We start from the raw sequence: 22,051 nt of genomic DNA on the forward strand, positions 1-22,051 counted from the left end.
CCGCACGGCTAGTACTCGTTTGGCTCGGCGGGCTCGCTTGACGTAACCTCCGACGGCTGAACGAGGAGGGATCATGGACGTCGTCCAGGCGGAGGACACCCGCACGCGACTACTGCGCACGGCGTTGGGGTTGTTCACCGAACACGGCGTGGAAGGCACCTCGCTGCAGATGATCGCGGACGCCCTGGGGGTCACCAAGGCTGCCGTCTACTACCACTTCAAGACGAAGGCGGAGATCACCGAAGCCGTCGCCGAACCCGTGCTGCGCGAGCTGGAGGGCATCGTCGACGACGCCCGCGCCCAGCGCACCCGCGGCGCGCAGATCGACCATCTGCTGGACGGCTTCGTCGACCTCGTGGTGCGCCACCGGGCACTGGTCGCCCTGTTCTCCAGCGACCCCGGCGTCGCGCGGGCGGTCGAAAAGTCCGTCCACCGCTCGGAAAGCTTCAAGAACCGGCTGCTGGAGATCCTCGCCGGCCCGGAGCCGGACGTGCTGGGGATGGTCACCGCGCAGGTGCTCCTGGCCGGTATCGCCCTCGCCGGCGGCTCGCCAGAGGTCGCCTCGCTCGACGACGAGACGCTGCGCGAAACGCTCCTCAGCGTCGGCCGCAAGCTCTACAACCGTCCGCGCCGCCGCTCGTGACCGATGTGTTCAAGACAGGCGTCGCGATCCGCGCGACCCTGTAGGCATGAACATCGATCTGAACGGCGTGGCCACCTTCATGGCCACCCAGGCCCGGCTGCTCGACAAGCGGCGCTTCGAGGTCCTTTACCGCGACGGCGACCCGGCGGCGGTGCTCGCCGCGCTGGAGGGATACCGCAACCCTGACGGCGGCTACGGCCACGGGCTCGAACCCGACTGCCGCTCGGCGACCAGCCAGCCCGGCGGTGCGCTGCACGCTTTCGAGGTCTTCGCCGACGCCGGCCCGGCGACCAGCCCGCGGGCGGCCGAACTGTGCGACTGGCTCACCTCGATCTCCTTGCCGGACGGCGGTATCCCGTTCGCTCTGCCGATGCCGGACCCGGCGGGCAGCGCGCCTTTCTGGGCCAGTGCGGACTCTTCCGTCTCCTCGCTGCAGATCACCGCGATCGTCGCGGTCACCGCGCACCGCGTGGCCGCGCACGATCCCGTGGTCGCCGCGCATCCCTGGCTCGCGAAGGCCACGCGCTACTGCCTCGACGAGATCGAGAAGCTCGACGAGGCGCCGCACGCGCTCGTGCTCGCCTTCGCGATGAAGCTGGTGGACGCGCTCGGCGACACGCGACTGGTCGAGAAACTCGGCCGGTTCGTCCCGGACGACGGGGTGGTCGCCGTCGGCGGCGGGATCGAGGGCGAGGCCATGCGCCCGCTCGACTTCGCGCCGGAACCCGGCGGCCCGGCGCGGAAGCTCTTCCGGCCGGAGGTCGTCGAAGCGGATTTGCGGCGGGTGGCCGACGGGCAGCACGACGACGGCGGCTGGCGGGTCGACTACACGAGCTATTCGCCCGCCGCCGCGCTGGAGTGGAACGGGTTGTTCACCGTGGCCACGCTCGGGCTCCTGCGGGCCAACGGCCTGGTCTAGGGGAGTCTGCGCAGGAACTCCGGCGGAACGGCGGCGGTGAGCCAGACGCCGTTCGCGCTCACCTGGAATTCGTGTCCGGCGGCGGACATCCGCCGTGCGTCCACGGCGAGCAGGACCGGGGCGCCGCGCCGTGCCCCGACGGTCCGCGCGGTGTCCACGGTCGCCGAGAGGTGTACGGCATGCCGCTTCATCGGCCGGAGTCCCTCGTACATGATCGCGTCGAGGAACCGGGAAACCGTGCCGTGATAGAGCACGTCCGGCGGGATGGCGGCGGGCAGCGCGAGGTCGACGGCGACGCTGTGTCCCTGGCTGGCGCGGATCCGCAGCCCGTCGTCATCGAAGGCGAAGCGTCGTTTGTCGTTGCCCTCGACCACTTCGTCGAGCTCGGCGCGGGTGAGGGTCAAGCCGTTGCGCCGCAAGGCGGCCAAGAGCGTGTCGACTCCGACCCAGCCGTCGGGGGTCAGGGTGATCCCGATGTCGCCGGGAGCGTGCCGAAGATGCCGTGAGAGCCGTTTCGAGGCTCGGATGAGGTGTTTCTTGTCCATTTCGCGTCCCAGTGACGCACATCCGGCCCCCGCGTGGCAACGGAATTCAGATGCCGCCCTCGGAGGCCGGGCGCAGTTTCCCCGCGCCGGGGCCGAACCGGGACATCTGGTCGTCGGCGTTGTACAGCCCGCAGCTGCGCAGGGAAAGGCACCCGCAGCCGACACAACCGGTCAGCCTGTCGCGCAGGCGCTGTAACGCGTCGATCCGCGCGTCGAGTTCGTCCTGCCACCCCCGCGAGAGGCGGGCCCAGTCGGCTTTGGTGGGGGCGTGGTCCCTGGGTAGGGTCTCCAGTGCCGAGCTGATGTCGTCCAGGCTGAGGCCGACCCGCTGCGCGGCGCGGATGAAGGCGATCCGGCGCAGCACCGAACGCGAATACCGCCGTTGGTTGCCCGCCGAACGCTCCGAGCTGATCAGCCCTTTGTCCTCGTAGAAACGCAAAGCCGTATGGGGCACGCCGCTGCGGTCGGCGACCTGCCCGATGCTCAGGTGTTCAGCCAGTCTCGTCACGTCGCCAGGCTAGCCTTGACTTCGACCTAAGTCGAGGTTGCAACCTCGGTTCATGACCACTGACATCAAGACCGGCTACGAGGATCTGCCGAGGCTGATCTCGTTGATGACCGGGGACGAGAAGCACCAGGCCGCCGCGGAGTCCACTGTGGACGTCTTATGGGTGCTCTACGACCGTGTGCTCGACATCACCCCGGAGAACCTCCGTGACCCGGGCCGGGATCGCTTCCTGCTGTCGAAGGGGCACGGCCCGATGGCCTACTACGCCGTGCTGACGAAGAAGGGCTTCATCCGGGAGGAAGAACTCGCCGACTGGACTTCGGCCGAGTCCCGGCTCGGGCACCATCCCGATCGGGCGCGGCTTCCCGGCGCCGAGATCTCCAGCGGTTCGCTCGGGCACGGGCTCCCGCTGGCCATCGGCACCGTGTTCGGCCTGCGCGCCAAGGGATACCGCGACGCCAAGGTCGTCACCCTCGTCGGCGACGCGGAGCTCGACGAGGGCTCCAACGCCGAGGCCATCGCGATCGCGGGCCGCATCGGCATGCCGCAGCTGACCGCCGTCGTCATCGACAACTCCTCGGCCACGCACGGCTGGCCCGGCGGGCTCGCGCGCCGGTTCGAGGTCGAGGGCTGGACCACCCGCACCGTCGACGGCCGCGATCACGAAGCGCTCTACGAAGCCTTCACCACACCCCATCCGGACCGGCCGCTCGCCGTGGTCGCGACCGTCGAGCGAAAGGCCTGAACCCGTGAACATGCGCGAAACGTTCCTCCACGCCACCGCCGAGGTCCTCGACACCGATCCGAACGTCGCCGTCGTGCTCGCCGACATCTCCGCGGCACAACTCGCCTTCGCCGCCCGGAAACATCCCGACCGGGTGCTCAACGTCGGCATCCGCGAACAGCTGATGATGAGCACCGCGGGCGGGCTGGCACTGGCCGGGATGCGCCCGATCGTCCACACCTTCTCGTCCTTCCTCGTCGAGCGTGCGTTCGAACAGGTCAAACTCGACCTCGGGCATCAGGACGTCGGCGCCGTGCTGGTGTCCTCGGGCGCGTCCTATGACATGCCGACCGCCGGGCGGACGCATCAGGCGCCCGGCGACGTCGCCCTCATCGACACGCTGCCCGGCTGGACCGTGCACGTGCCGGGGCATCCGGAGGAGGCACGGCGGCTGCTGCTCGAGTCCATCCCCGGCAACGGGCGGGTGTACCTCCGGCTTTCCGCGCAGGAGAACGAGAAACCGCATCTGGGCGCGGGCATGCAAACGCTGCGGGAAGGCGGCCGGGGTGTGGTGGTGGCCGTCGGGCCGATGCTCGACAGGGCACTGGAAGCGACCGCCGATCTCGACCTGACCGTGCTCTACACCTCGACCGTCCGGCCGTTCGACGCCGCCGGGCTGCGCTCGGCCGTCGAGGCCACGGGGAGCACCGACATCGTGCTGATCGAGCCGTACCTCGCGGGGACATCGGCGCACGCGGTGTCGGACGCTTTGCCCGAAACGCCGCATCGGCTGCTCTCACTCGGCGTCCGGCGCGACGCGGAAGTGCGGATCTACGGCGAAATGGCCGATCACGACCTCGCGCACGGCCTCGACGCCGGCTCGATCACCTTGTCCGTCAAGGAATTCCTCCGCTAGCGTCAGCAGGATGACGAAGATCCGCGCGCTCGCGCTCGGGGTGATCCGCCGCGGCGAAGACCTTCTCGTGTTCGAAGGCCGCGACCACGCCAAAGGCGAGACCTACCACCGCCCGCTCGGCGGCGGCATCGAGTTCGGGGAGACCGCCGCCGAGGCGCTGCACCGCGAATTCCAGGAGGAACTCGCGGCGGAGCTGACCTCGGTCGAGCAGATAGCCGTGCTGGAGAACGTGCACGTCTACGAAGGCAGGCCAGGACACGAGATCGTGTTCCTGTTCACCGCCGACCTGACGGACAAGGCGTTCTACGAGCGCGACGAAGTCGGCGTGGTGCTCGACGACGGCGCGCGCGTGCACTGGCTGCCGATGGCCGACGTGGCGAGCGGCAACGCGATCCTGTACCCGGCCGGACTCGCGGAACTCCTCTGAGCAGGCGCGGAGGTCAGCGGAAGGCGGCGAGCCCGGTGACCGACTGGCCGAGCGAGAGCGCGTGCATCTCTTCGGTGCCCTCGTAGGTCAGCACGGTTTCGAGGTTCGACATATGCCGCATCACCGGGTACTCCAGCGAGATCCCGTTGGCGCCGAGCATGCCGCGCGCGGTCCTCGCGACCTCCAGCGCGGAGCGGACGTTGGCGAGCTTGCCGAAGCTGACGTGGTTGTGGTGCAGCGTGCCGGCATCCTTGAGCCGCCCGATCCGCAGCGCGACCAGCCCGGCGCGGTTGACCTCGACGACGAGGTCGGCGAGCTTGCGCTGGGTGAGCTGGAACCCGGCCAGCGGCTTGCCGAACTGTTCCCGGCTCAGCGTGTACTCCAGCGCGGATTCGTAGCAGGAACGAGCGGCGCCGACGACACCGAACAGGATCCCGTAGCGCGCTTCGTTCAGGCAGGACAGCGGCCCGCGCAGTCCCCGGACCTCGGGGAACGCCGCCGACTCCGGCAGGCGGACGCCGTCGAGCACGAGCTCCGCGGTCAGCGAGGCCCGCAACGACAGCTTGTGCTTGACCTCGTTCGCGGTGAAGCCCGGCGTGTCCGTGGGGACGACGAAACCGCGCACGCCTTCGTCGGTCTGCGCCCAGACCACCGCGACGTCGGCCACGGTCCCGTTGGTGATCCACATCTTCGTACCGCTCAGCACCCAGTCCGAGCCGTCGCGCACCGCACGCGTCCGCATGCTGCCGGGGTCGCTGCCCGCGTCCGGCTCGGTCAGGCCGAAGCAGCCGAGCGCCTCGCCCGCGGCCATCCGCGGCAGCCACTCCTGCCGGTGCTCCTCGGTGCCCCATTTGTGGATCGCGTACATCGCCAGCGAACCCTGCACCGAGACGAAGCTGCGCAGCCCGGAGTCGACGGCCTCCAGTTCGCGGCAGGCGATGCCGTAGGCGACGGCGCTGGTCCCGGCGCAGCCGTAACCCTCCAGGTGCATGCCGAGCAGCCCGAGCTGCCCGAATCCCTTGGCGAGGTCGGCGGCGGGCAGGGCGCCCGTCTCATACCACTCGGCGACGTTCGGCAGGAGCTGGTCCTGCGCGTAGGCGCGCACGGCGTCACGCATGGCCCGGTCCTCGGCGGAGAGCTCGGCGTCGAGATCGAGGAAGTCGCGCGGATCCGGGCTGCTGCTCATGCGGTCACTCCTGGTCGGCTCGGTGGTGCATCTTCCCAAGAAGAAAACCACACACCTGACCGGAGTCGAGTGTCAGCGATCCCGCCATCCGGTGGTCTTCGTCACCTGAACCGATGCGGTGGCCGGCCGATTGGGGGCGGAGCGCCGCTTCTGCGCCGGAATCAGCAGCTCCGCGAAGGTAGGGAAAGGCACACTCTCGATGTCTTCACGCCAGGCGCGAAGCAGGCAGGTCAGGTCGTCGGCGTCCTGCATCGTTCCTCCATCCGTGCAGGGCGGTCCAGCGCCGACCCTTCACTCGGAGTCGCTATTACCCAGAAGAGTGAAGGTCGAAACGGGGAATCCGCGGAAAACCCGGTCCGCTAACCTGGACGGGTGGCTAATCCTCGCGTGGTGATCCTGGACTACGGGTCCGGCAACCTCCGGTCCGCCGAACGCGCCGTCCAGCGCGCCGGCGCGGACGTCGAGGTCACCGCCGACCCCCATGCCGCGCTCGAGGCCGACGGCCTGGTCGTCCCTGGTGTCGGCGCCTTCTCCGCCTGCATGGAGGGGCTTCGCTCGGTGTCGGGGGAGAAGCTCATCGGCAAACGCCTCGCCGGCGGCCGTCCGGTGCTGGGCATCTGCGTCGGCATGCAGATCCTGTTCGAACGCGGGGTCGAACACGGCGTGGAAGCCGAGGGCGCCGGTGAGTGGCCGGGCACGGTCGACAAACTGGAGGCCGACGTCCTGCCGCACATGGGCTGGAACACCGTCCGCGCCCCGGAGGACTCGCAACTGTTCGCCGGTCTCGACGCGGACACGCGCTTCTACTTCGTGCACTCCTACGCCGCGCGGACCTGGGAACTGGACTCCGGCCTCGCCGGGCAGCAACCCAAGGTGACCTGGGCGAACCACGGTCAGGACTTCGTCGCCGCCGTCGAGAACGGGCCGCTGTGGGCCACGCAGTTCCACCCGGAGAAGTCCGGGGACGCCGGGGCGCACCTGCTGCGCAACTGGCTGAACACCCTCGCTTAGAGTGGGCGCGTGACTTTCACGCTCCTTCCCGCCGTTGATGTGGCCGATGGCCAGGCCGTGCGACTCGTCCAGGGCGAGGCCGGCACCGAAACCTCCTATGGCAGCCCGCTGGAGGCGGCGCTCGCCTGGCAGCGTGACGGTGCGGAGTGGATCCATCTGGTGGACCTCGACGCCGCCTTCGGCAAGGGCTCCAACCGTGAACTGCTCGCCGACGTCGTGGCGAAGCTGGACGTCCAGGTGGAGCTGTCCGGGGGCATCCGCGACGACGCCTCGCTGGAGGCCGCGCTGGCCACCGGCGCCCGCCGGGTCAACCTCGGCACCGCGGCGCTCGAGGACCCGGAATGGACCGCGAAGGTCGTCTCCTCCTACGGCGACCGCGTCGCCATCGGGCTGGACGTGCGGATCACCGAGGCCGGGCACCGGCTGTCCGCCCGCGGCTGGACGCAGGACGGCGGCGACCTCTGGGAGGTCCTCGACCGGCTCGACCGCGACGGCGCGCAGCGCTACGTCGTCACCGACGTGAGCAAGGACGGCACCCTCCAGGGCCCGAACATCGACCTGCTCCGCGAAGTCGCCGCCCGCACCGACGCGCCGGTCATCGCCTCCGGCGGCGTGTCCAGTGTGGACGATCTCCGCGCGCTGGCCGCGCTGGCCCGCGACGGTGTCGAGGGCTCCATCGTCGGCAAGGCGCTCTACGCCGGCGCGTTCACGCTGCCCGAGGCGCTCGCCGCCGTCGCGGAGTTCTGAGCTTTACCTCCCGGGTAATCGACGCCACCCGCCCGTTCGGTCAGGATTCCTTCCAGGACACCAAAACCTGGAGGGAATCATGACCGCCTACGGAATCGCCCACCTGCGCCCCGCCGCCGTGCTGGCCGAAGAGGTCTTCGAGTACATGGAACGGATCCAGGCCACGCTCGATCCCTTCGGCGGCCGGTTCCTCGTGCACGGAGCCGAGGTGCAGGTGGTCGAGGGAGAGTGGCCAGGGGCATTGGTGATGATCGAGTTCCCGAGTCTCGACGCCGCTCGCGAGTGGTACGACTCGCCCGCGTACCAGGAGATCCTGCACCTGCGGGCGGACCACATCCCCGGCGACCTGATCCTGGTGGAAGGCTGCGGGCCGGACCACGACTCGGCGGCGATGGCGGCGGGACTGCGGGCGTTGCAGGCCTCGTGACCCCGGCGTCGAGCTCTTACGACCGCGAATCTCACGTGAGCGCCTGACTGGAGTCCTTCTCCGCGCTCCCGAGTGCGGCATCCAAGTACACGAGTCACGCCTTCATGTACTCACGACCGGTCGTCGAGGTCACAGCTCTCCCACTATCACCAGGGGTCACATCTGACGGTAGCGAAAGCCTCCTTCACTACCGTCAGAGTAGGCAAGGAGGCCCTCGCTACCAGGAGAACGCGTGCGCAGCCACTCACGAGCTAGTCCGCCAGTTTGATCGCGATTCCCACGGTCCGGTCCTTCGGCCCCCGCAGCCTGCTGAAGAACATCGTCACCCGCCCGGTGATCCCGTACTTGCGCGCGATCACCTTGCGCACGCGTTCGGTACCGTCGAGGTCGAGCAGCCGCGCCTCGCCGGGGACAACGTCGCCGTGGGTGTTGTTACCGCGGAAGTCGCAGGCCTGGACCTCGACCCGGCCGCTGTTGCGGATGCGCTTGACCTTGCCCGCCTTGCGCTCGGACCAGAGCACCAGTTCGCCGCCGTCGCCCGCCGCCCAGACCGGGGTCGGCACCGGGGTGCCGTTCTTGCGGAAGGTGGTCAGGACGACGTACTTCTCGGCGGCGATCCGCTCGAACTCCGATCCCATGTGGAGAGTCTATGCAGTTCGGCGCCGCAACGTCGCCGCGCCGAGGATCAGCGCGGCCAGGGCGCACGCCCCGACGATGATCAGGTTCCGGATCAGCGTCGCGTCCACGGTGCCCGAGGTGGTGACCCGCGTCAGCGCCTCGACGGCGTACGAAAGCGGCATGACGTCCGAGAGCCAGTTCAGCAGCCAGCCCATCTGGCCGCGCGGCACGAACAGTCCGCACAGCAGGATCTGCGGCAGGACGAACAGCGGCATGAACTGCACCGCCTGGAATTCCGTCCGCGCGAACGCGCTCACGAACAGGCCGAGCGCCATCCCGAGTAGCGCGTCGAGGACGGCGATGAGCAGCAGCATCCCGATCGACCCCGCGATGTCGAGGCCCAGCCAGGCGAGCGAGACGCCGGCCGCGAGGCCGACCTGCACGATCGCGATCGAACCGAACGCGATCGCGTAGCCGAAGAGCAGGTCGAGCCTGCCGATCGGCAGGGTCATCAGCCGTTCCAGGGTGGCCGTGGTGCGCTCGCGCAGCGTGGTGATCGAGGTGATCAGGAACATGATCAAGAACGGGAAGACGCCGAGCAGCGCCGGGGCGACGCGGCTGAACACCGCTTCGGAGTTGAAGACGAACCGCAGCAGCACCATCAGCAGCGACGGGACGACGATCAACATCGCGACGGTGCGCGGATCGTGCCGTAACTGCAGGAGGATGCGGCGGGCCGTGGCGAGCGTCAGTGTGGGGTTCACGAGGTCATCTCCGTCTCGCGGACGAGCCGCAGGAACGCCTGCTCCAGATCGGTCGTCCCGGTGCGTTCGCGCAGCCCGGCCGGGGTGTCGTCGGCGAGGATCCGGCCTTCGCGCATGAGCAGCAGGCGGTCGCATCGCGCCGCCTCGTCCATGACGTGGCTGGACACGAGCAGTGTCGCCCCGCCGTCGGCGAGACGGCGGAAGAGCGCCCAGAGTTCGTCGCGGAGCACGGGATCGAGGCCGACGGTGGGTTCGTCCAGGACGAGCAGTTCGGGTTTCCCGAGCAGCGCGACGGCGAGGTTGGCACGGTTGTGCTGGCCGCCCGACAGTGAGCCGACCAGCTTGCCCGCGTGGTCGGCCAGTCCGACTTCGGCGATCACCCTGTCCACATCGGACATCGGCGCGCGAAGGACGGATGCGAAGTAGCGCAACGCTTCCGCGATGGTGAGGTCGGCGTAGATGGCCGGGTTCTGGGTGGCGTAGCCGATCAGCCGCCGCAGCGGCGGGCTGCCCGCGGGATGACCGAGCACGGTGACCTCGCCGCCGTCGACGATCTGCACGCCGACGATCGAGCGCATCAGCGTCGTCTTGCCGCAGCCGCTCGGCCCGAGCAAGCCGGTGATGCGGCCACGCGGCGTCTGGAACGCGATGTCCTTGACGACCTCGCGGCCGCCGCGGACGACCTTCAGCCCCGTCACGGAGATCGCTGAATTAGCCATGCGTTTAATTCTGCGCCCGTTGAGAAGCGTGAGTCAAGGCTGCGTGTTTCAGGACCGCCGGACGGCGATGCCCGGGTAATCGTCGACGAGCAGCCGGCTCGCCGCCGCGGGAAGGCTCACGGCACCAGGACGAGCTTGCCCCGGACGTGCCCCGCTTCGCTCTCGTCCTGGGCCGCGGCCGCTTCGGCGAGCGGGTAGACCCTGGCGATCGGCAGGTCGAGCTTGCCTTCGGCGGCCAGCGCGACGCCTTCGTCCAGCGCGCCGGGGACCTGCTCGGCCGGGGAACCGGAGGTGAAGCGGACGCCGTGGTCGGCCGCGTCCGGCGCGGCGATGGTGACGACGCGCTTCGGGCCGCCGGTCAGTTCGACGAGGGTGGCGAGCGAGCCGCGTCCGGAGGTGTCGAAGGACGCGTCGATGCCCTGCGGCGCGACGTCGCGTACGCGTTCTGCCAGTCCTTCGCCGTACTGCACCGGGACGGCGCCCAGTGAACGCAAGTAGTCGTGGTTCGCTTCGCTCGCGGTGCCGACGACAGTGAGCCCGCGCGCGACCGCGAGCTGGACGGCGATGGTGCCGACACCGCCCGCCGCGCCGTCGATGAGCAGCGTCTCGCCCTCCTGGAGATCCAGCAGGTTGAGGGCGCGATAAGCGGTGCCGACGACCACGGGCAACGCCGCGGCGAGTTCCCAGGACAGCGCCTCCGGCTTGCGGGTCAGGCCCGCCGGATCCGCGAGGACGTACTCCGCGTATCCGCCGATACCCCTGCCGAGGACCTCGTCACCGGCCGCGAAGCCGGACACACCTTCACCGACGGCGTCGATCACGCCGGCGATGTCCCCACCGGGAACGGCGGGGAACTTCGCCGGGTACACCTCGGCCAGCAGCCCGGCGCGGATCTTCCAGTCGATCGGGTTCACCCCCGCGGCCCGGACGGCGACCCTGACCTGGCCGGGGCCGGGTTCGGGAAGCTCACGCTCGAGGACACGCAGGACCCCGGAGTCGCCGTATTCGGTGAACGCGATGGAGCGGTAGGTGTCCGTCATGCCGTCGACAACCTCCGCCCGCCCGTCACTATTCCGGCGGTTTCCCGAACCAGCTGTAGTCGCCGGGGACGATCTGCAGGCCCTCGGCGATGTCGGCCAGCGTGGCCCTGTCCCGTTCACCCGACACGGTGAGCCAGCGCCCGCCTTCGACCTGGACGGCGACCGTTTCGTCCAGCTGCCCGAGCCGCCCGTTCCGCGCGGGGAGGGCGAAACCGTCGAGGCCCCGGATCTTGAGCGGCACGGGCGCGGCGTCGCCCGCGTCCGGCCGTTCGCCGCCGAGCTTCGCCGTGACGACCGCCGGAGCGGTGGGCTGCCCGGCACGGGTGGCTTCGAGCTCGGTCATGCCGCCGCCGACCGCCATGGGCAGGTTCACCCCGGACAGCTCCAGATCGGCGGGCAACCTGCCGAACCGCAGTTCGCCCGAAACCCGGGCACGGCCGTCCCTGACCATCTCGTCCGCGATCCGCTGACCCACGCCGCGCGGGTCACGCACACCGTGCAGGGTCAGGTTCAGCACGTACGCGTTGTCGGGTGACCAGGTCAGCATCGTCGCGTCGCCGTCGACCTCCGAGACCATGCCGACCCGGCCGTGCACGATGATCTGGTTCGGGGCGGGCGCGATCGTCCACGGCCCGCGCCGCTCGTCCAGCGGAGTGGTCGTCAGCTTGACCTGGCCTGCCTCGCCGCCGTTCCACATCCTGGTCTGAGGCGCGGGGTAGGGCTTCGCGGTGCGGCTCATCTCCGTGAAACCGTCGGGCAGCCAACCCGGTTTGTACGGCAGTACCGCCCAATCGGCGTTGCGCTGCGCGGCCGGGGGAACCGCGGTGAAGGCCCGCAGGCCGAGCGGCACGCCGAGCGCGATGATCGCGACCGCCGCCGCGACCAGTGCCAAGGCCATCTTCGGCCTGCTTCGCGACCGTTGGGCCAGCACCTCGCGGATCTCGGCCCCGTCGGGCGCCCGCGCCGCCAGCTGTTCGAGGCTCTCCCGGAGCAGATCCTCGGTGCGTTCTTCACTCAGTCGGGTCATTTGCGGGCTCCCGTGGGCTGAACGGACGAGGACGGACCGGTTTCCCGCAGCGTCGCGAGCGCGCGCGAAATCTGGCTGCGCACGGTCGACGTCGCGCAGCGGAGTACCGCGCCGATCTCCTCGTCGGAGTAGTTCTCGTAGTAGCGGAGCACGATCGCGGCGCGTTGTTTGCGCGGGAGCTTCGCGAGCCTGTCCAGCATCGCGTCGCGTTCGTCGTACTCGGCGGCGTGATCGGAGACCGGCGGGCTGACGAGGTCGAGGACCTCGGGTGACGACGGCACCACCCGGCGGACCGCCAGCCGCCTCCGCCACGAGAGGTACTCGTTGGTCACCATCCGGCGGACGTACGTCGGCGGCGAGTCGATCTTCGGCCAGCGTTGCTGAGCGCGCAGCAGTACCTCCTGGACGATGTCCTGCGCCAGGTACGGATCGTCGGTCAGGACGGTCGCGTAGCGCAGGAGCCCGTCCAGGCGATCCGCGACGAACTCGTCGAAGGTCGCAGGCACGTGTTCCCCCTCAGCCGATGGTCTCCCTCTAGTGACGCGCGAGACCACCTGGCTGATGCATCGGGGGCCGGACTTTCTCGGCGCCGGGGGTCAGGTAGTACTGCGCGACCGGCGCCAGCATCGCGACGACCTCGTCCTCCGAGGCGGCGGCCAGCGGCGGGAGCCCGATGACGTAGCGCAGCAGCGCGAACCCGATCATCTGCGCGGCGATCCCGGCCACCCGGGCCTTCGGCACCCCGCGCGCCTCGGCGACCCGCGCCAGCACCGCGCGTTCCAGGAACTGCCGCATCATGGTCGCGACCTGTTCGTTGGTGGTCGCGGACCGGATCATCGCCAGGAACGGCGCGCGGCCCTCCGGCGCCTGCCAGAGGCCGAGGAACGCGCGGACGAGACGCTCACCGATCTCGTCTTCGGGGCCTTCGAGGATCCGGGGGACCAGTTCGCCGGGGTCGACCGGCAGGTTCATCGACGCGGCGAAGAGCCGTTGCTTGGTGCCGAAGAAGTGGTGCAGCAGCGCCGCGTTCACCCCGGCGTCGGCCGCGATGCCGCGGACGGTCGCCCCGTCGTAGCCCAGTTCGGCGAACCTGCGCCGTGCCGCGTCGAGGATCTCCTCCCTCGTCTCGGTCTGCCCCGGCCGCCGCCCCGCTTGTGCCATCCCGCGAGCTTAGAACGGCGCTTGACTACGCTTGTCCCCATGTCAGTCGCAGTCAGGGTCATCCCGTGTCTCGACGTCGACGCGGGCCGTGTGGTGAAGGGCGTCAACTTCGCCGACCTGCGCGACGCCGGCGACCCCGTCGAACTCGCCCGTCTGTACGACGCCGAGGGCGCGGACGAGCTCACGTTCCTCGACGTCACGGCGTCCTCCGGGGACCGCGAGACCACTTTCGACGTCGTCCGCCGGACCGCGGAACAGGTGTTCATCCCGCTCACCGTCGGTGGCGGTGTGCGCACGAACGACGACGTCAACCGGCTGCTGCGCACCGGCGCGGACAAGGTGAGCATCAACACCGCCGCCATCGCGCGGCCGGAGTTCCTGCGCGAGGCGTCCCGCCGGTTCGGCGCGCAGTGCGTCGTGCTGTCGGTGGACGCGCGCCGGGTGCCAGAGGGCACCGAGCCGACACCGTCCGGATTCGAGGTGACCACGCACGGCGGGCGCCGCGGCACCGGGATCGACGCCGTCGAGTGGGCCGCGCGCGGGGAAGAACTGGGCGTCGGCGAGATCCTGCTCAACTCGATGGACGCCGACGGCACCAAGAACGGTTTCGACCTCGAACTCCTGCGCCAGGTGCGCCGCGCGGTCCGTGTCCCGGTGATCGCCAGCGGCGGCGCCGGCGCGCTCGAGCACTTCCTGCCCGCCGTCGAGGCCGGTGCGGACGCGGTGCTCGCGGCCAGCGTGTTCCACTTCGGACAGTTGAAGATCGGCGAGGTCAAGGGCGCGCTGCGTGCCGGGGGAGTCGTGGTCCGGTGATGCCGTCCAAGTGGAAGGCCGCCACCGAGGTCAAGGTCGTCTGCGCGCTGCTGATCGGGCTCGCCCTCGCCTACCTCGCGATGGCCGGGATCCTCATGTTCGCGCCGTACTCGTCCGCGCGGACGTTCCTGCTGCCGGCGACGTCGCTGGTCCTCGGCGGGCTCGTCGTGGCGGGGCTCGTGCTGAAGATGTCTTCGGCGCGGTTCGCCGGTTTCGGCGTCAGCTTCCTGTTCGCGTTGCTGCACGCGCTTTCCATGCTGGCGGCGGAACTCTTCTGGGTGAAGATCGTGTCCGGGCTCCTCTTCGCCGGGTATGTCTACGCGGCGGTCCTGCTCAACTCGATGCCGGTGAAACGGCACCTTCTCGGAGCCACGAATGACGCTTGACCCCGCCCTCTCCGCCCGCTTGAAGCGCAACGCCGACGGGCTGATCGCCGCCGTCGTCGTCGAACACTCCACATCGGACGTGCTGATGATGGCGTGGATGGACGACGAGGCACTGGAACGCACCCTCACGACGCGGCGCGGAACGTACTATTCGCGCAGCCGCAAGGAATTGTGGGTCAAGGGCGAGACCTCCGGCCACGTCCAGCACGTGCGCGAGGTGCGGATCGACTGCGACGGCGATACCGTCCTCCTGCGCGTCGACCAGACCGGCCCGGCCTGTCACACCGGCACGCACACCTGCTTCGACACCGACGAACGGCTGCTGCTGGCCGACGAGAGCGAATAGCCCGTGAACGTCGTCGCCACTGTGCTGGTCGGCGGGGAAGAACAGGCCATGGTCATCCTGTTCCCGGCCGGACCGTCGGAGCCGCCAGGCTGAGCCGCCTGCTCACTTGCACGCTCGGCCGAGGCTCGCGGTTGCCCCGGAGCGACAGTGAACTCGTTATCCGGAAATGCCGCTGTTCGCGGCTATTCTCGGCGCATGAAACTGGGGCGAGGGAAGAGAAGGCCGGGAAAGCCCGAGCGTCCGAGAAGACGTCCGCACGTGGCCGGGCGGCCTCGGTCCATTTCGGATGGTGACGTCACCGAGAGCCATGACCCGCTGATACACGAAGCCGTGGCCACCCCGCTGATCGGGAAGCTGTCGCACTTCAAGGTGCGCGCGCTGGCGTTCACGGTGCTGTGGCTGGCTTTCTTCATCGCCTGCCACATGGTCATCGATCTCTCCCAGAAAGCGGCGGTGGAGCTGGCGAAGACCGGGATCCCAGTGGAGGGCACGGTGGAAAAGGTCGAGCCGTCCTCCAAACCGACGCGCCACAAGGTCACGCTCACCTACCCCGCCGGCACGAAACCGCGCACGATCGCGGTCGGCGCGGAAAAGTCCCGCGGCTTCAAAGCCGGGGACAAGATGTCTCTGGCCTACGCGCCAGGAGATCCCACGAGGCTCCTGGCAATCGATGGATACGTCGTGGACAACCCCGACGACGATTTCCTGACGCCGCTGTCCTTCTCCGCCTTTTTGGGCATTCCGACTTGCGTGTACGCCGCCTGGCTCTGGCGGAGCCGGTATCGCTCGGCCCTGAAGACCGGCTTGCGCGAGGCCACCGCGACCGTACGGCCCGGTTGGTTCTTCCCCAAGATCGACGTCTATCTGGCGCAGGACTACAAGCTGCTCCAAACGCGACGGTCGCTGCGGATCGCTCCCCGTTTCAAGGGACTCCAGAAGGTTCCCGTCTTCATCGGCGGCGAGGAGACGGACATGATCGTGATCTTCCCGCGCGGACGGTTCTTCAAGGACCGGCTGCACACCGTTCCCGCCAAGGAGATCGAGCCGGACACGGACTGAGCCACCTCGTGAGTGGTAAGGGGTAAGGGGTAAGGCAAAGGTGCCGGGTCGCGGGGATTCGCTCGCGGCCGTGGGGCGGAGGTGTCGCGAAAGCCACTTTCGGGACCTCAGGCGTCGCGAAAGTGGCTTTCGCAACACGCCACCTTTGACTTTCGGCTCACTAACCGTCCTTGCCACTCACGAGACCTCCCACTCTCTGCCACCTCAGTCGATCTTCCCGGTCAGGTAGCGCTGCATCGTCGGCGCGATCGCGGTCACCAGCGGCTCGATCTCGCTCGAAGCCATCGGCTCGAACTTCGCGACGTACCGGACCATGCCCATGCCGACCAGCTGGGACGCGCACAGGGTCGTCCGCAGTTCGATGTCGTCCGAGCCGATGTCGCCGATCACCTTGGTGAAGAAGTTCTGGAAGAACCCACGCAGCACCTGTGCCGCCTGTTCGTGGCCGGCGACGCTGCGGACGAGGGCCTGGAACACGTCGCCGCCCGCGCCGTCCCATCGGGTGAGGAAGGTCCGCACGATCCGCTGCCCGAACTCGTCGTCGGGGCCGTCGGTCAGTTCGGCGAGGAGTTCGCGCGGGTCGAAGGGGAGCTCCAGGATGGCTTGTCCGAAGAGGCCTTCCTTGCTGCCGAACCAGTGGTTGACCATCGCCGCGTCCACCCCGGCACGCGTCGCGATCGCGCGTACGGTCGCGCCGTCGAAGCCGCTCTCCCCGAACACCACGCGCGCCGCCTCGATCAGCGCGGTGCGGGTGTCCTGTCCGCCGGGCCGCCGTCCCCGGCGTCGAGCGGTAGTGTCTTCTCCAGCCATGGCGTCATCATGAACGGACCCGGCGCAAAATTCAACAATACTTGAATTTTGCCCCCGGTCCCGGACCCGCCGACCGTTGCAGCACAATGAGCGGCATGGTCAGCGCCGCAAACGCCAGCCCGTCGGGGCTCGGCTCGGTCAGCCCTTCGCGCGACGAGTTCCGCGCACTCGCCGAGGGCCGTCGCGTCATCCCCGTTGTCCGCCGCGTGCTCGCCGACGGTGAGACCCCCATCGGGGTCTACCGCAAGCTCGCCGCCGACCGGCCGGGGACGTTCCTCTTCGAATCGGCGGAGAACGGCGCCTCCTGGAGCCGATGGTCGTTCATCGGCGTCGACAGCCCAGCCGCGTTGACCGTGCGTGACGGCAAGGCCGTGTGGACCGGCACCCCGCCGGTCGGCCTGCCGACCGAGGGCGACCCGCTCACCGTGCTGCGGGAGACCGTCGCCGCGCTCCACACCGAGCAGTTGCCCGGGATGCCGCCGCTCACCGGCGGCATGGTCGGCTACATCGGCTACGACGCCGTCCGCTGGCTCGAACGGCTCCCCGAACTCGCCGAGCGTGACCTCGACATCCCCGAACTCACCATGCTGCTGGCGACCGACCTGGCCGCCTTCGACCATCACGAGGGCACCGTCACGCTGATCGCCAACGCGGTCAACTGGGACGACTCGCCCGAGCGTGTCGACGCGGCGTACGACGACGCCGTCGCGCGCCTGAACGCGATGACCAAGCAGTTGCATGTCGCGGCCCCGGCCACGGCCGCCGTCTTCGACCGCCCCGCGCCCGAATTCACGCGCCGCCGCTCCAAGCCGGACTTCCACGCGGCCGTCGAGAAGGCCGTCGAGGCGATCAAGGCGGGCGAAGCGTTCCAAATCGTGCCGTCGCAACGATTCGAGATCGAGACCCAGGCCGACGCGCTCGACGTCTACCGCGTCCTGCGCACGTCCAATCCGAGCCCGTACATGTACCTGCTGCGCCTCGACGGTTTCGACATCGTCGGGTCCAGCCCGGAGTCGCTGGTCACCGTCCGGGACGGCCGGGCGACCACGCATCCGATCGCCGGTACCCGCTGGCGCGGCGCCGATCCGGAAGAGGACGCGCAGCTGGCCAAGGACCTGCTCGCGGACGAGAAGGAACGCGCCGAGCACCTGATGCTCGTCGACCTCGGCCGTAACGACCTCGGCAAGGTCTGCAAGCCCGGCACCGTGCGCGTCGTCGACTTCTTCGACGTCGAGCGCTACAGCCACGTCATGCACATCGTCTCCACGGTCACCGGCGAACTCCTCGACGACAAGACGGCCTTCGACGCCGTCACCGCGTGTTTCCCGGCAGGGACGCTCTCGGGCGCGCCGAAGGTCCGCGCGATGCAGCTGATCGAAGAGCTGGAACCGACCCGCAGGGCGCTCTACGGCGGCGTCGTCGGATATCTCGACTTCGCCGGGGACGCCGACACCGCGATCGCGATCCGCACCGCGCTGATGAAGGACGGCACCGCGTACGTCCAGGCGGGCGGGGGAGTCGTCGCCGATTCGGTGGCCGACTACGAGGACAACGAGTCGCTCAACAAGGCCCGCACCGTACTGTCCGCCGTGGCGGCGGCGCAGACGATGATCGCGGCGGACGAACTCGACCCGGCGGGTGACAGCACTCGTGTCTGAGGCCCCGGAAGACGCCGCCCCGCCGTCGAAGAAGGCCAAGCGTCCACTGTGGATCGCCGTGGTGGGCCTGCTCCTCGGCGCGATCGCGCTGTGGGGTTCTTCGCGGCTCGTGTGGTTCGCGGAGTTCCGCGACGGAGGCGTGCGCGGCACGGTGCTGTACACGGAAACCGGTTCACAACGTGCGGTCGCGCTGATTCCGCTCGCGTTGCTGGCGCTCGCCGGCACGGCGGGGCTGATCGCCACCGGCGGCTGGCCACGCCGGGTGCTCGGCGTGGTACTCGCCGTGGCCGGGGTCGCCGCGGTGTGGGTCGGCGTGGCGGGCGGCTCGTTGAGCGGGTTCGCCGACGGCCTTCCGGCCACCCAGATGCTGGGAGCCCGCGGCCTCGCGATCCTCGGGGGAATTCTCGTGACAGCCGGGGGGTTGGCAGCCATCAAGGGCGCGGGCCGGATGCCGCGTCTCGGCGCGAAGTACTCGGCGCCGGGAGCGAAGAAGCGGGCCGCGAGGGATCCGGAGACCGAACTGTGGGAGGCCCTGTCCGAAGGCGAAGATCCCACCGCGAGCCGGTGATGGCCGCGGAAAACGCGCGTTTTCGAGATCTACGCCGCGAAAGATGACACGGTTGGCATTCGGAGCAACGGACATACCCGGAACCAGGCCGTATCCGTGCGGGGGTTAGCATCGTTTCGGCGGGAAGGGGAAGGTTTTTGTGAGCGACCTTGCGAAGGAATCCGTGAGTACGACAGCCGGTGAGGGACTCCGGTGAGCGTGCTCGAAGACATCGTCGCCGGCGTCCGTGCCGATCTCGCCGAGCGCGAGGCGGTTCTGCCGTTCGACGAACTGAAGAAGCGCGCGACCCAGGTCGCGCCCCCTCGAGACGTGCTCGCGGCCCTGCGCGAGTCCGGTATCGGCGTCATCGCCGAGGTGAAGCGGCGCAGCCCGTCCAAGGGTGATCTGGCCGAGATCCCGGATCCGGCCGCGCTGGCGAAGGACTACGCCGACGGCGGCGCCCGGGTGATCAGCGTGCTGACCGAGCAGCGGCGGTTCGGCGGTTCGCTCGCCGACCTCGACGCGGTCCGCGCGGCGGTGGACATCCCGGTGCTGCGCAAGGACTTCATCGTCAGCCCGTACCAGGTCCACGAGGCGCGGCTGCACGGCGCGGACATGGTCCTGCTGATCGTGGCGGCGCTGGAGCAGAACGCCCTGATCGCGTTGCTGGACCGGGTCGAATCCCTCGGGATGACCGCGCTGGTCGAGATCCACAACGCCGAAGAGGCCGACAAGGCCCTCGAAGCCGGCGCGAAGGTGATCGGCGTCAACGCCCGCAACCTGCACACCCTCGAGGTCGATCGTGACGTCTTCTCGCGGCTGGCCCCCGGCCTGCCGATGGACGTCTTCAAGATCGCCGAGTCGGGTGTCCGCGGTCCCGGTGACCTGATGTCCTACGCGGGTCACGGCGCCGACGCCGTCCTCGTGGGCGAAGGGCTCGTCGCTTCGGGCGACCCGAAGGGCGCGCTGGTCAAGCTCGTCACCGCCGGATCGCACCCTGCCTGTCCGAGGCCTTCTCGATGACCACTGAGTACCACGAAGAACCCCACGGCAAGCACGATCCGGACGACCGGGGCTACTACGGCCCGTACGGCGGCCGGTTCATGCCCGAGGCTCTCATCGGCGTCGTCGACGAGGTCGCGGCCGAGTACGACAAGGCGCGGAACGACCCGGACTTCGTCAACGAGTTCCGGCGGCTTCTGCGTGACTACGCCGGTCGTCCGTCGCTGCTCACCGAGGCCAAGCGCTTCGGTGAGCACGCCGGCGGCGCCCGGATCTTCCTCAAGCGCGAGGATCTGAACCACACCGGTTCGCACAAGATCAACAACGTGCTGGGCCAGGCGTTGCTCACCAAGCGGATGGGCAAGAAGCGGGTCATCGCCGAGACCGGGGCCGGTCAGCACGGCGTGGCCACCGCCACCGCCTGCGCGCTGCTGGACCTGGAATGCATCGTCTACATGGGCGAGGTCGACACCGAGCGGCAGGCGCTGAACGTCGCCCGCATGAAGCTGCTCGGCGCCGAGGTCATCCCGGTGAAGACCGGTTCGCGCACGCTCAAGGACGCGATCAACGAGGCGCTGCGCGACTGGGTCACCAACGCCGACACCACGCATTACCTGTTCGGCACGGCGGCGGGCCCGTACCCGTTCCCGATGATGGTGCGGAACTTCCACAAGATCATCGGCGAGGAGGCCCGCGTCCAGATCCTGGAGCAGGCCGGACGCCTGCCGGACGCCGTCGCGGCCTGCGTCGGCGGCGGATCCAACGCGATCGGCATCTTCCACGGCTTCATCGACGACCCGGAAGTCCGGCTCGTCGGTCTCGAGCCGGGCGGCGAGGGCATCGAGGGCAACCGCCACGGTGCCACGCTGACCAAGGGCACCCCCGGCAACCTGCACGGCGCGATGACGTACCTGCTGCAGGACGAGGACGGCCAGACCGTCGAGTCGCACTCGATCTCCGCGGGCCTCGACTACCCGGGCGTCGGCCCGGAGCACTCGTGGCTCAAGGACAGCGGCCGCGCCGAGTACCGGCCGGTGACCGACGCCGAGGCGATGGACGCGTTCAAGCTGCTTTCGCGCACCGAAGGCATCATCCCGGCGATCGAGTCGGCGCACGCGCTGGCGGGCGCGCTGGTGCTCGGCCGCGAACTCGGCCCCGAGGGCTTGATCATCGTGAACCTGTCCGGTCGTGGCGACAAGGACATGGACACGGCCGCGAAGTACTTCGGCCTGGTGGAGAACGCATGAGCGGGTTGAAGGAGCTCTTCGCGGCGACGCGCGCGGAGGGGCGTGGAGCGCTGATCGGGTACCTTCCGGCAGGCTTCCCGACGGTCGACGGGTCGAAGGATCTGCTGGCCGCGGTGGTCGACGGCGGCGCCGACCTGGTCGAGGTGGGCGTGCCCTACTCGGACCCGGTCATGGACGGCCCGACCATCCAGGCCGCGTCGGTGAGCGCGCTCTCCGGCGGCTTCAAGCTCAAGCACCTGTTCGAGGTCGTCGAGTCGGTGTCGTCGCGCGGCGGCAAGGCCGTCGTGATGACGTACTGGAACCCGGTGCACCGCTACGGCGTCGACCGCTTCGCGCGGGATCTCGCCGCCGCGGGCGGGCTCGGCATGATCACCCCGGACCTGATCCCGGACGAGGCCGACGAGTGGATGGCCGCCTCCGAGCAGCATGGTCTGGACCGCATCTTCCTGGTCGCGCCGTCCTCTTCGGAGGAGCGGATCGCGAAGACCGTCGAGGCCTCTTCGGGCTTCGTGTACGCCACCGCGGTGATGGGTGTGACAGGCGCCCGTGACCAGGTCGGCGTGCACGCCGAGGACCTGGTCGCGCGGACCCGCGCGCATACGGACCTGCCGATCGGTGTCGGACTCGGCGTCCGTTCCGGCGAGCAGGCGGCGCAGGTCGCCGGTTTCGCCGACGGTGTCATCGTCGGCTCGGCGCTGGTGACCGCCGCCGCGAGCGGCCTGGACGCGGTTCGCGAGCTTTCGGCCGAACTGGCCGCGGGTGTACGGAAGACCGTCGCCCCCGCTTGATCCTCACGACCAA

At 69.4% G+C, this 22,051-nt stretch carries 29 protein-coding genes; 17 read left to right on the top strand and 12 right to left on the bottom strand.

Translation table 11 applies throughout. The features are described from left to right. The first annotated feature begins 73 nt into the window (after positions 1–73). Complete coding sequence (locus ACLJO0_RS39205; protein WP_410584701.1) at positions 74–643, top strand: TetR/AcrR family transcriptional regulator; 570 nt, start codon at positions 74–76, stop codon at positions 641–643. Between the two features lie 46 nt (positions 644–689). Next, positions 690–1,562 (top strand): hypothetical protein, encoded by an 873-nt coding sequence (locus tag ACLJO0_RS39210; protein ID WP_410584703.1) that lies wholly within the window; start codon positions 690–692, stop codon positions 1,560–1,562. On the opposite strand, the gene ACLJO0_RS39215 is transcribed toward ACLJO0_RS39210, so the two are convergent. Together ACLJO0_RS39215 and soxR are read right to left on the bottom strand one after the other, a co-directional pair. Continuing rightward, positions 1,559–2,107, bottom strand: coding sequence for an RNA 2'-phosphotransferase (locus ACLJO0_RS39215; RefSeq protein ID WP_410584705.1), 549 nt, complete (start codon positions 2,105–2,107; stop codon positions 1,559–1,561). The genes ACLJO0_RS39210 and ACLJO0_RS39215 overlap by 4 nt on opposite strands. A gap of 46 nt (positions 2,108–2,153) precedes the next feature. After that, positions 2,154–2,615 (bottom strand): redox-sensitive transcriptional activator SoxR, encoded by a 462-nt coding sequence (soxR, locus tag ACLJO0_RS39220; protein WP_125794898.1) that lies wholly within the window; start codon positions 2,613–2,615, stop codon positions 2,154–2,156. A gap of 52 nt (positions 2,616–2,667) precedes the next feature. Here soxR and ACLJO0_RS39225 point away from each other — a divergent pair, with 52 nt between their 5' ends. From ACLJO0_RS39225 to ACLJO0_RS39235, 3 genes are read left to right on the top strand one after another with little or no spacing between them, the layout of a single operon-like run. Further along, on the top strand, positions 2,668–3,360 hold the full coding sequence (locus ACLJO0_RS39225) for a transketolase (RefSeq protein ID WP_410584708.1): 693 nt from the start codon (positions 2,668–2,670) through the stop codon (positions 3,358–3,360). A gap of 4 nt (positions 3,361–3,364) precedes the next feature. Further along, positions 3,365–4,255, top strand: coding sequence for a transketolase family protein (locus ACLJO0_RS39230; RefSeq protein WP_410584710.1), 891 nt, complete (start codon positions 3,365–3,367; stop codon positions 4,253–4,255). Positions 4,256–4,265: 10 nt separating this feature from the next. Next, entirely contained in the window at positions 4,266–4,682 is a 417-nt protein-coding gene (locus ACLJO0_RS39235) for an NUDIX hydrolase (RefSeq protein WP_410584712.1), read from the top strand. 13 nt (positions 4,683–4,695) lie between these two features. Here the strand turns inward: ACLJO0_RS39235 and ACLJO0_RS39240 are convergent, their stop codons facing one another. Both ACLJO0_RS39240 and ACLJO0_RS39245 read right to left on the bottom strand, forming a co-directional pair. Then, complete coding sequence (locus ACLJO0_RS39240; protein ID WP_410584714.1) at positions 4,696–5,868, bottom strand: acyl-CoA dehydrogenase family protein; 1,173 nt, start codon at positions 5,866–5,868, stop codon at positions 4,696–4,698. A 72-nt stretch (positions 5,869–5,940) separates the two neighbouring features. Next, positions 5,941–6,120, bottom strand: coding sequence for a hypothetical protein (locus ACLJO0_RS39245; RefSeq protein ID WP_410584716.1), 180 nt, complete (start codon positions 6,118–6,120; stop codon positions 5,941–5,943). 135 nt (positions 6,121–6,255) lie between these two features. On the opposite strand from ACLJO0_RS39245, the gene hisH reads away from it, so the two are divergent. The 3 genes from hisH to ACLJO0_RS39260 all read left to right on the top strand — a co-directional run bounded on the left by hisH (position 6,256) and on the right by ACLJO0_RS39260 (position 8,053). After that, complete coding sequence (gene hisH / locus ACLJO0_RS39250) at positions 6,256–6,879, top strand: imidazole glycerol phosphate synthase subunit HisH (protein ID WP_410585020.1); 624 nt, start codon at positions 6,256–6,258, stop codon at positions 6,877–6,879. Positions 6,880–6,888: 9 nt separating this feature from the next. Then, positions 6,889–7,626 (top strand): bifunctional 1-(5-phosphoribosyl)-5-((5-phosphoribosylamino)methylideneamino)imidazole-4-carboxamide isomerase/phosphoribosylanthranilate isomerase PriA, encoded by a 738-nt coding sequence (gene priA, locus ACLJO0_RS39255; protein ID WP_007029948.1) that lies wholly within the window; start codon positions 6,889–6,891, stop codon positions 7,624–7,626. A gap of 79 nt (positions 7,627–7,705) precedes the next feature. Beyond that, positions 7,706–8,053: a DUF1330 domain-containing protein gene (locus tag ACLJO0_RS39260; RefSeq protein ID WP_410584718.1), complete on the top strand. Its 348-nt coding sequence runs from the start codon at positions 7,706–7,708 to the stop codon at positions 8,051–8,053. A 251-nt stretch (positions 8,054–8,304) separates the two neighbouring features. Here ACLJO0_RS39260 and ACLJO0_RS39265 read toward each other — a convergent pair whose 3' ends face one another. The 7 genes from ACLJO0_RS39265 to ACLJO0_RS39295 all read right to left on the bottom strand — a co-directional run bounded on the left by ACLJO0_RS39265 (position 8,305) and on the right by ACLJO0_RS39295 (position 13,382). Next, complete coding sequence (locus tag ACLJO0_RS39265; protein ID WP_410584720.1) at positions 8,305–8,691, bottom strand: PPOX class F420-dependent oxidoreductase; 387 nt, start codon at positions 8,689–8,691, stop codon at positions 8,305–8,307. Positions 8,692–8,700: 9 nt separating this feature from the next. After that, on the bottom strand, positions 8,701–9,435 hold the full coding sequence (locus ACLJO0_RS39270; RefSeq protein WP_410584722.1) for an ABC transporter permease: 735 nt from the start codon (positions 9,433–9,435) through the stop codon (positions 8,701–8,703). Further along, entirely contained in the window at positions 9,432–10,154 is a 723-nt protein-coding gene (locus ACLJO0_RS39275) for an ABC transporter ATP-binding protein (protein ID WP_410584724.1), read from the bottom strand. Before ACLJO0_RS39275 ends, ACLJO0_RS39270 begins: the two co-directional genes overlap by 4 nt. 116 nt (positions 10,155–10,270) lie before the next feature. Then, entirely contained in the window at positions 10,271–11,194 is a 924-nt protein-coding gene (locus tag ACLJO0_RS39280; RefSeq protein ID WP_410584726.1) for an NADP-dependent oxidoreductase, read from the bottom strand. 28 nt (positions 11,195–11,222) lie between these two features. Further along, a complete protein-coding gene (locus tag ACLJO0_RS39285; RefSeq protein WP_410584728.1) occupies positions 11,223–12,221 on the bottom strand; it encodes a hypothetical protein in 999 nt (332 codons plus the stop codon). Continuing rightward, entirely contained in the window at positions 12,218–12,727 is a 510-nt protein-coding gene (locus tag ACLJO0_RS39290; RefSeq protein WP_410584730.1) for a SigE family RNA polymerase sigma factor, read from the bottom strand. The genes ACLJO0_RS39285 and ACLJO0_RS39290 overlap by 4 nt, the downstream gene beginning before the upstream one ends. Positions 12,728–12,755: 28 nt before the next feature. Further along, on the bottom strand, positions 12,756–13,382 hold the full coding sequence (locus tag ACLJO0_RS39295) for a TetR family transcriptional regulator (RefSeq protein WP_410584732.1): 627 nt from the start codon (positions 13,380–13,382) through the stop codon (positions 12,756–12,758). A 39-nt stretch (positions 13,383–13,421) separates the two neighbouring features. On the opposite strand from ACLJO0_RS39295, the gene hisF reads away from it, so the two are divergent. The 4 genes from hisF to ACLJO0_RS39315 all read left to right on the top strand — a co-directional run bounded on the left by hisF (position 13,422) and on the right by ACLJO0_RS39315 (position 15,986). Beyond that, positions 13,422–14,195 carry an imidazole glycerol phosphate synthase subunit HisF gene (gene hisF, locus ACLJO0_RS39300; protein WP_125789636.1) on the top strand — a complete coding sequence of 258 codons (774 nt, stop codon included), beginning with the start codon at positions 13,422–13,424 and terminating at the stop codon, positions 14,193–14,195. Then, a complete protein-coding gene (locus ACLJO0_RS39305) occupies positions 14,192–14,581 on the top strand; it encodes a hypothetical protein (protein ID WP_410584735.1) in 390 nt (129 codons plus the stop codon). Before hisF ends, ACLJO0_RS39305 begins: the two co-directional genes overlap by 4 nt. Then, positions 14,571–14,927 carry a phosphoribosyl-AMP cyclohydrolase gene (gene hisI / locus ACLJO0_RS39310; RefSeq protein WP_410584737.1) on the top strand — a complete coding sequence of 119 codons (357 nt, stop codon included), beginning with the start codon at positions 14,571–14,573 and terminating at the stop codon, positions 14,925–14,927. The genes ACLJO0_RS39305 and hisI overlap by 11 nt, the downstream gene beginning before the upstream one ends. Before the next feature lie 195 nt (positions 14,928–15,122). After that, complete coding sequence (locus tag ACLJO0_RS39315) at positions 15,123–15,986, top strand: hypothetical protein (RefSeq protein WP_410584739.1); 864 nt, start codon at positions 15,123–15,125, stop codon at positions 15,984–15,986. A 204-nt stretch (positions 15,987–16,190) separates the two neighbouring features. Here the strand turns inward: ACLJO0_RS39315 and ACLJO0_RS39320 are convergent, their stop codons facing one another. Continuing rightward, positions 16,191–16,796, bottom strand: a complete 606-nt coding sequence (locus ACLJO0_RS39320) for a TetR family transcriptional regulator (protein ID WP_410584741.1) — start codon at positions 16,794–16,796, stop codon at positions 16,191–16,193. 95 nt (positions 16,797–16,891) lie between these two features. On the opposite strand from ACLJO0_RS39320, the gene ACLJO0_RS39325 reads away from it, so the two are divergent. The 5 genes from ACLJO0_RS39325 (at position 16,892) to trpA (ending at position 22,038) form a co-directional block, all read left to right on the top strand. After that, positions 16,892–18,454: an anthranilate synthase component I gene (locus ACLJO0_RS39325; protein WP_125789630.1), complete on the top strand. Its 1,563-nt coding sequence runs from the start codon at positions 16,892–16,894 to the stop codon at positions 18,452–18,454. Continuing rightward, positions 18,447–19,022 carry a Trp biosynthesis-associated membrane protein gene (locus ACLJO0_RS39330; RefSeq protein WP_410584743.1) on the top strand — a complete coding sequence of 192 codons (576 nt, stop codon included), beginning with the start codon at positions 18,447–18,449 and terminating at the stop codon, positions 19,020–19,022. The genes ACLJO0_RS39325 and ACLJO0_RS39330 overlap by 8 nt, the downstream gene beginning before the upstream one ends. A gap of 192 nt (positions 19,023–19,214) precedes the next feature. Then, the gene (gene trpC / locus ACLJO0_RS39335) at positions 19,215–20,024 is read left to right on the top strand and encodes an indole-3-glycerol phosphate synthase TrpC (RefSeq protein WP_020630310.1); all 810 of its coding nucleotides are present in this window, start codon (positions 19,215–19,217) and stop codon (positions 20,022–20,024) included. Then, entirely contained in the window at positions 20,021–21,250 is a 1,230-nt protein-coding gene (trpB, locus tag ACLJO0_RS39340; RefSeq protein WP_125794919.1) for a tryptophan synthase subunit beta, read from the top strand. Before trpC ends, trpB begins: the two co-directional genes overlap by 4 nt. Beyond that, positions 21,247–22,038: a tryptophan synthase subunit alpha gene (gene trpA, locus ACLJO0_RS39345; protein ID WP_410584746.1), complete on the top strand. Its 792-nt coding sequence runs from the start codon at positions 21,247–21,249 to the stop codon at positions 22,036–22,038. The genes trpB and trpA overlap by 4 nt, the downstream gene beginning before the upstream one ends. The last annotated feature ends 13 nt before the right edge of the window (positions 22,039–22,051 follow it).

Origin of the sequence: Amycolatopsis sp. lyj-108 (assembly GCF_046549005.1) — a bacterium.
Classification (GTDB): domain Bacteria; phylum Actinomycetota; class Actinomycetes; order Mycobacteriales; family Pseudonocardiaceae; genus Amycolatopsis.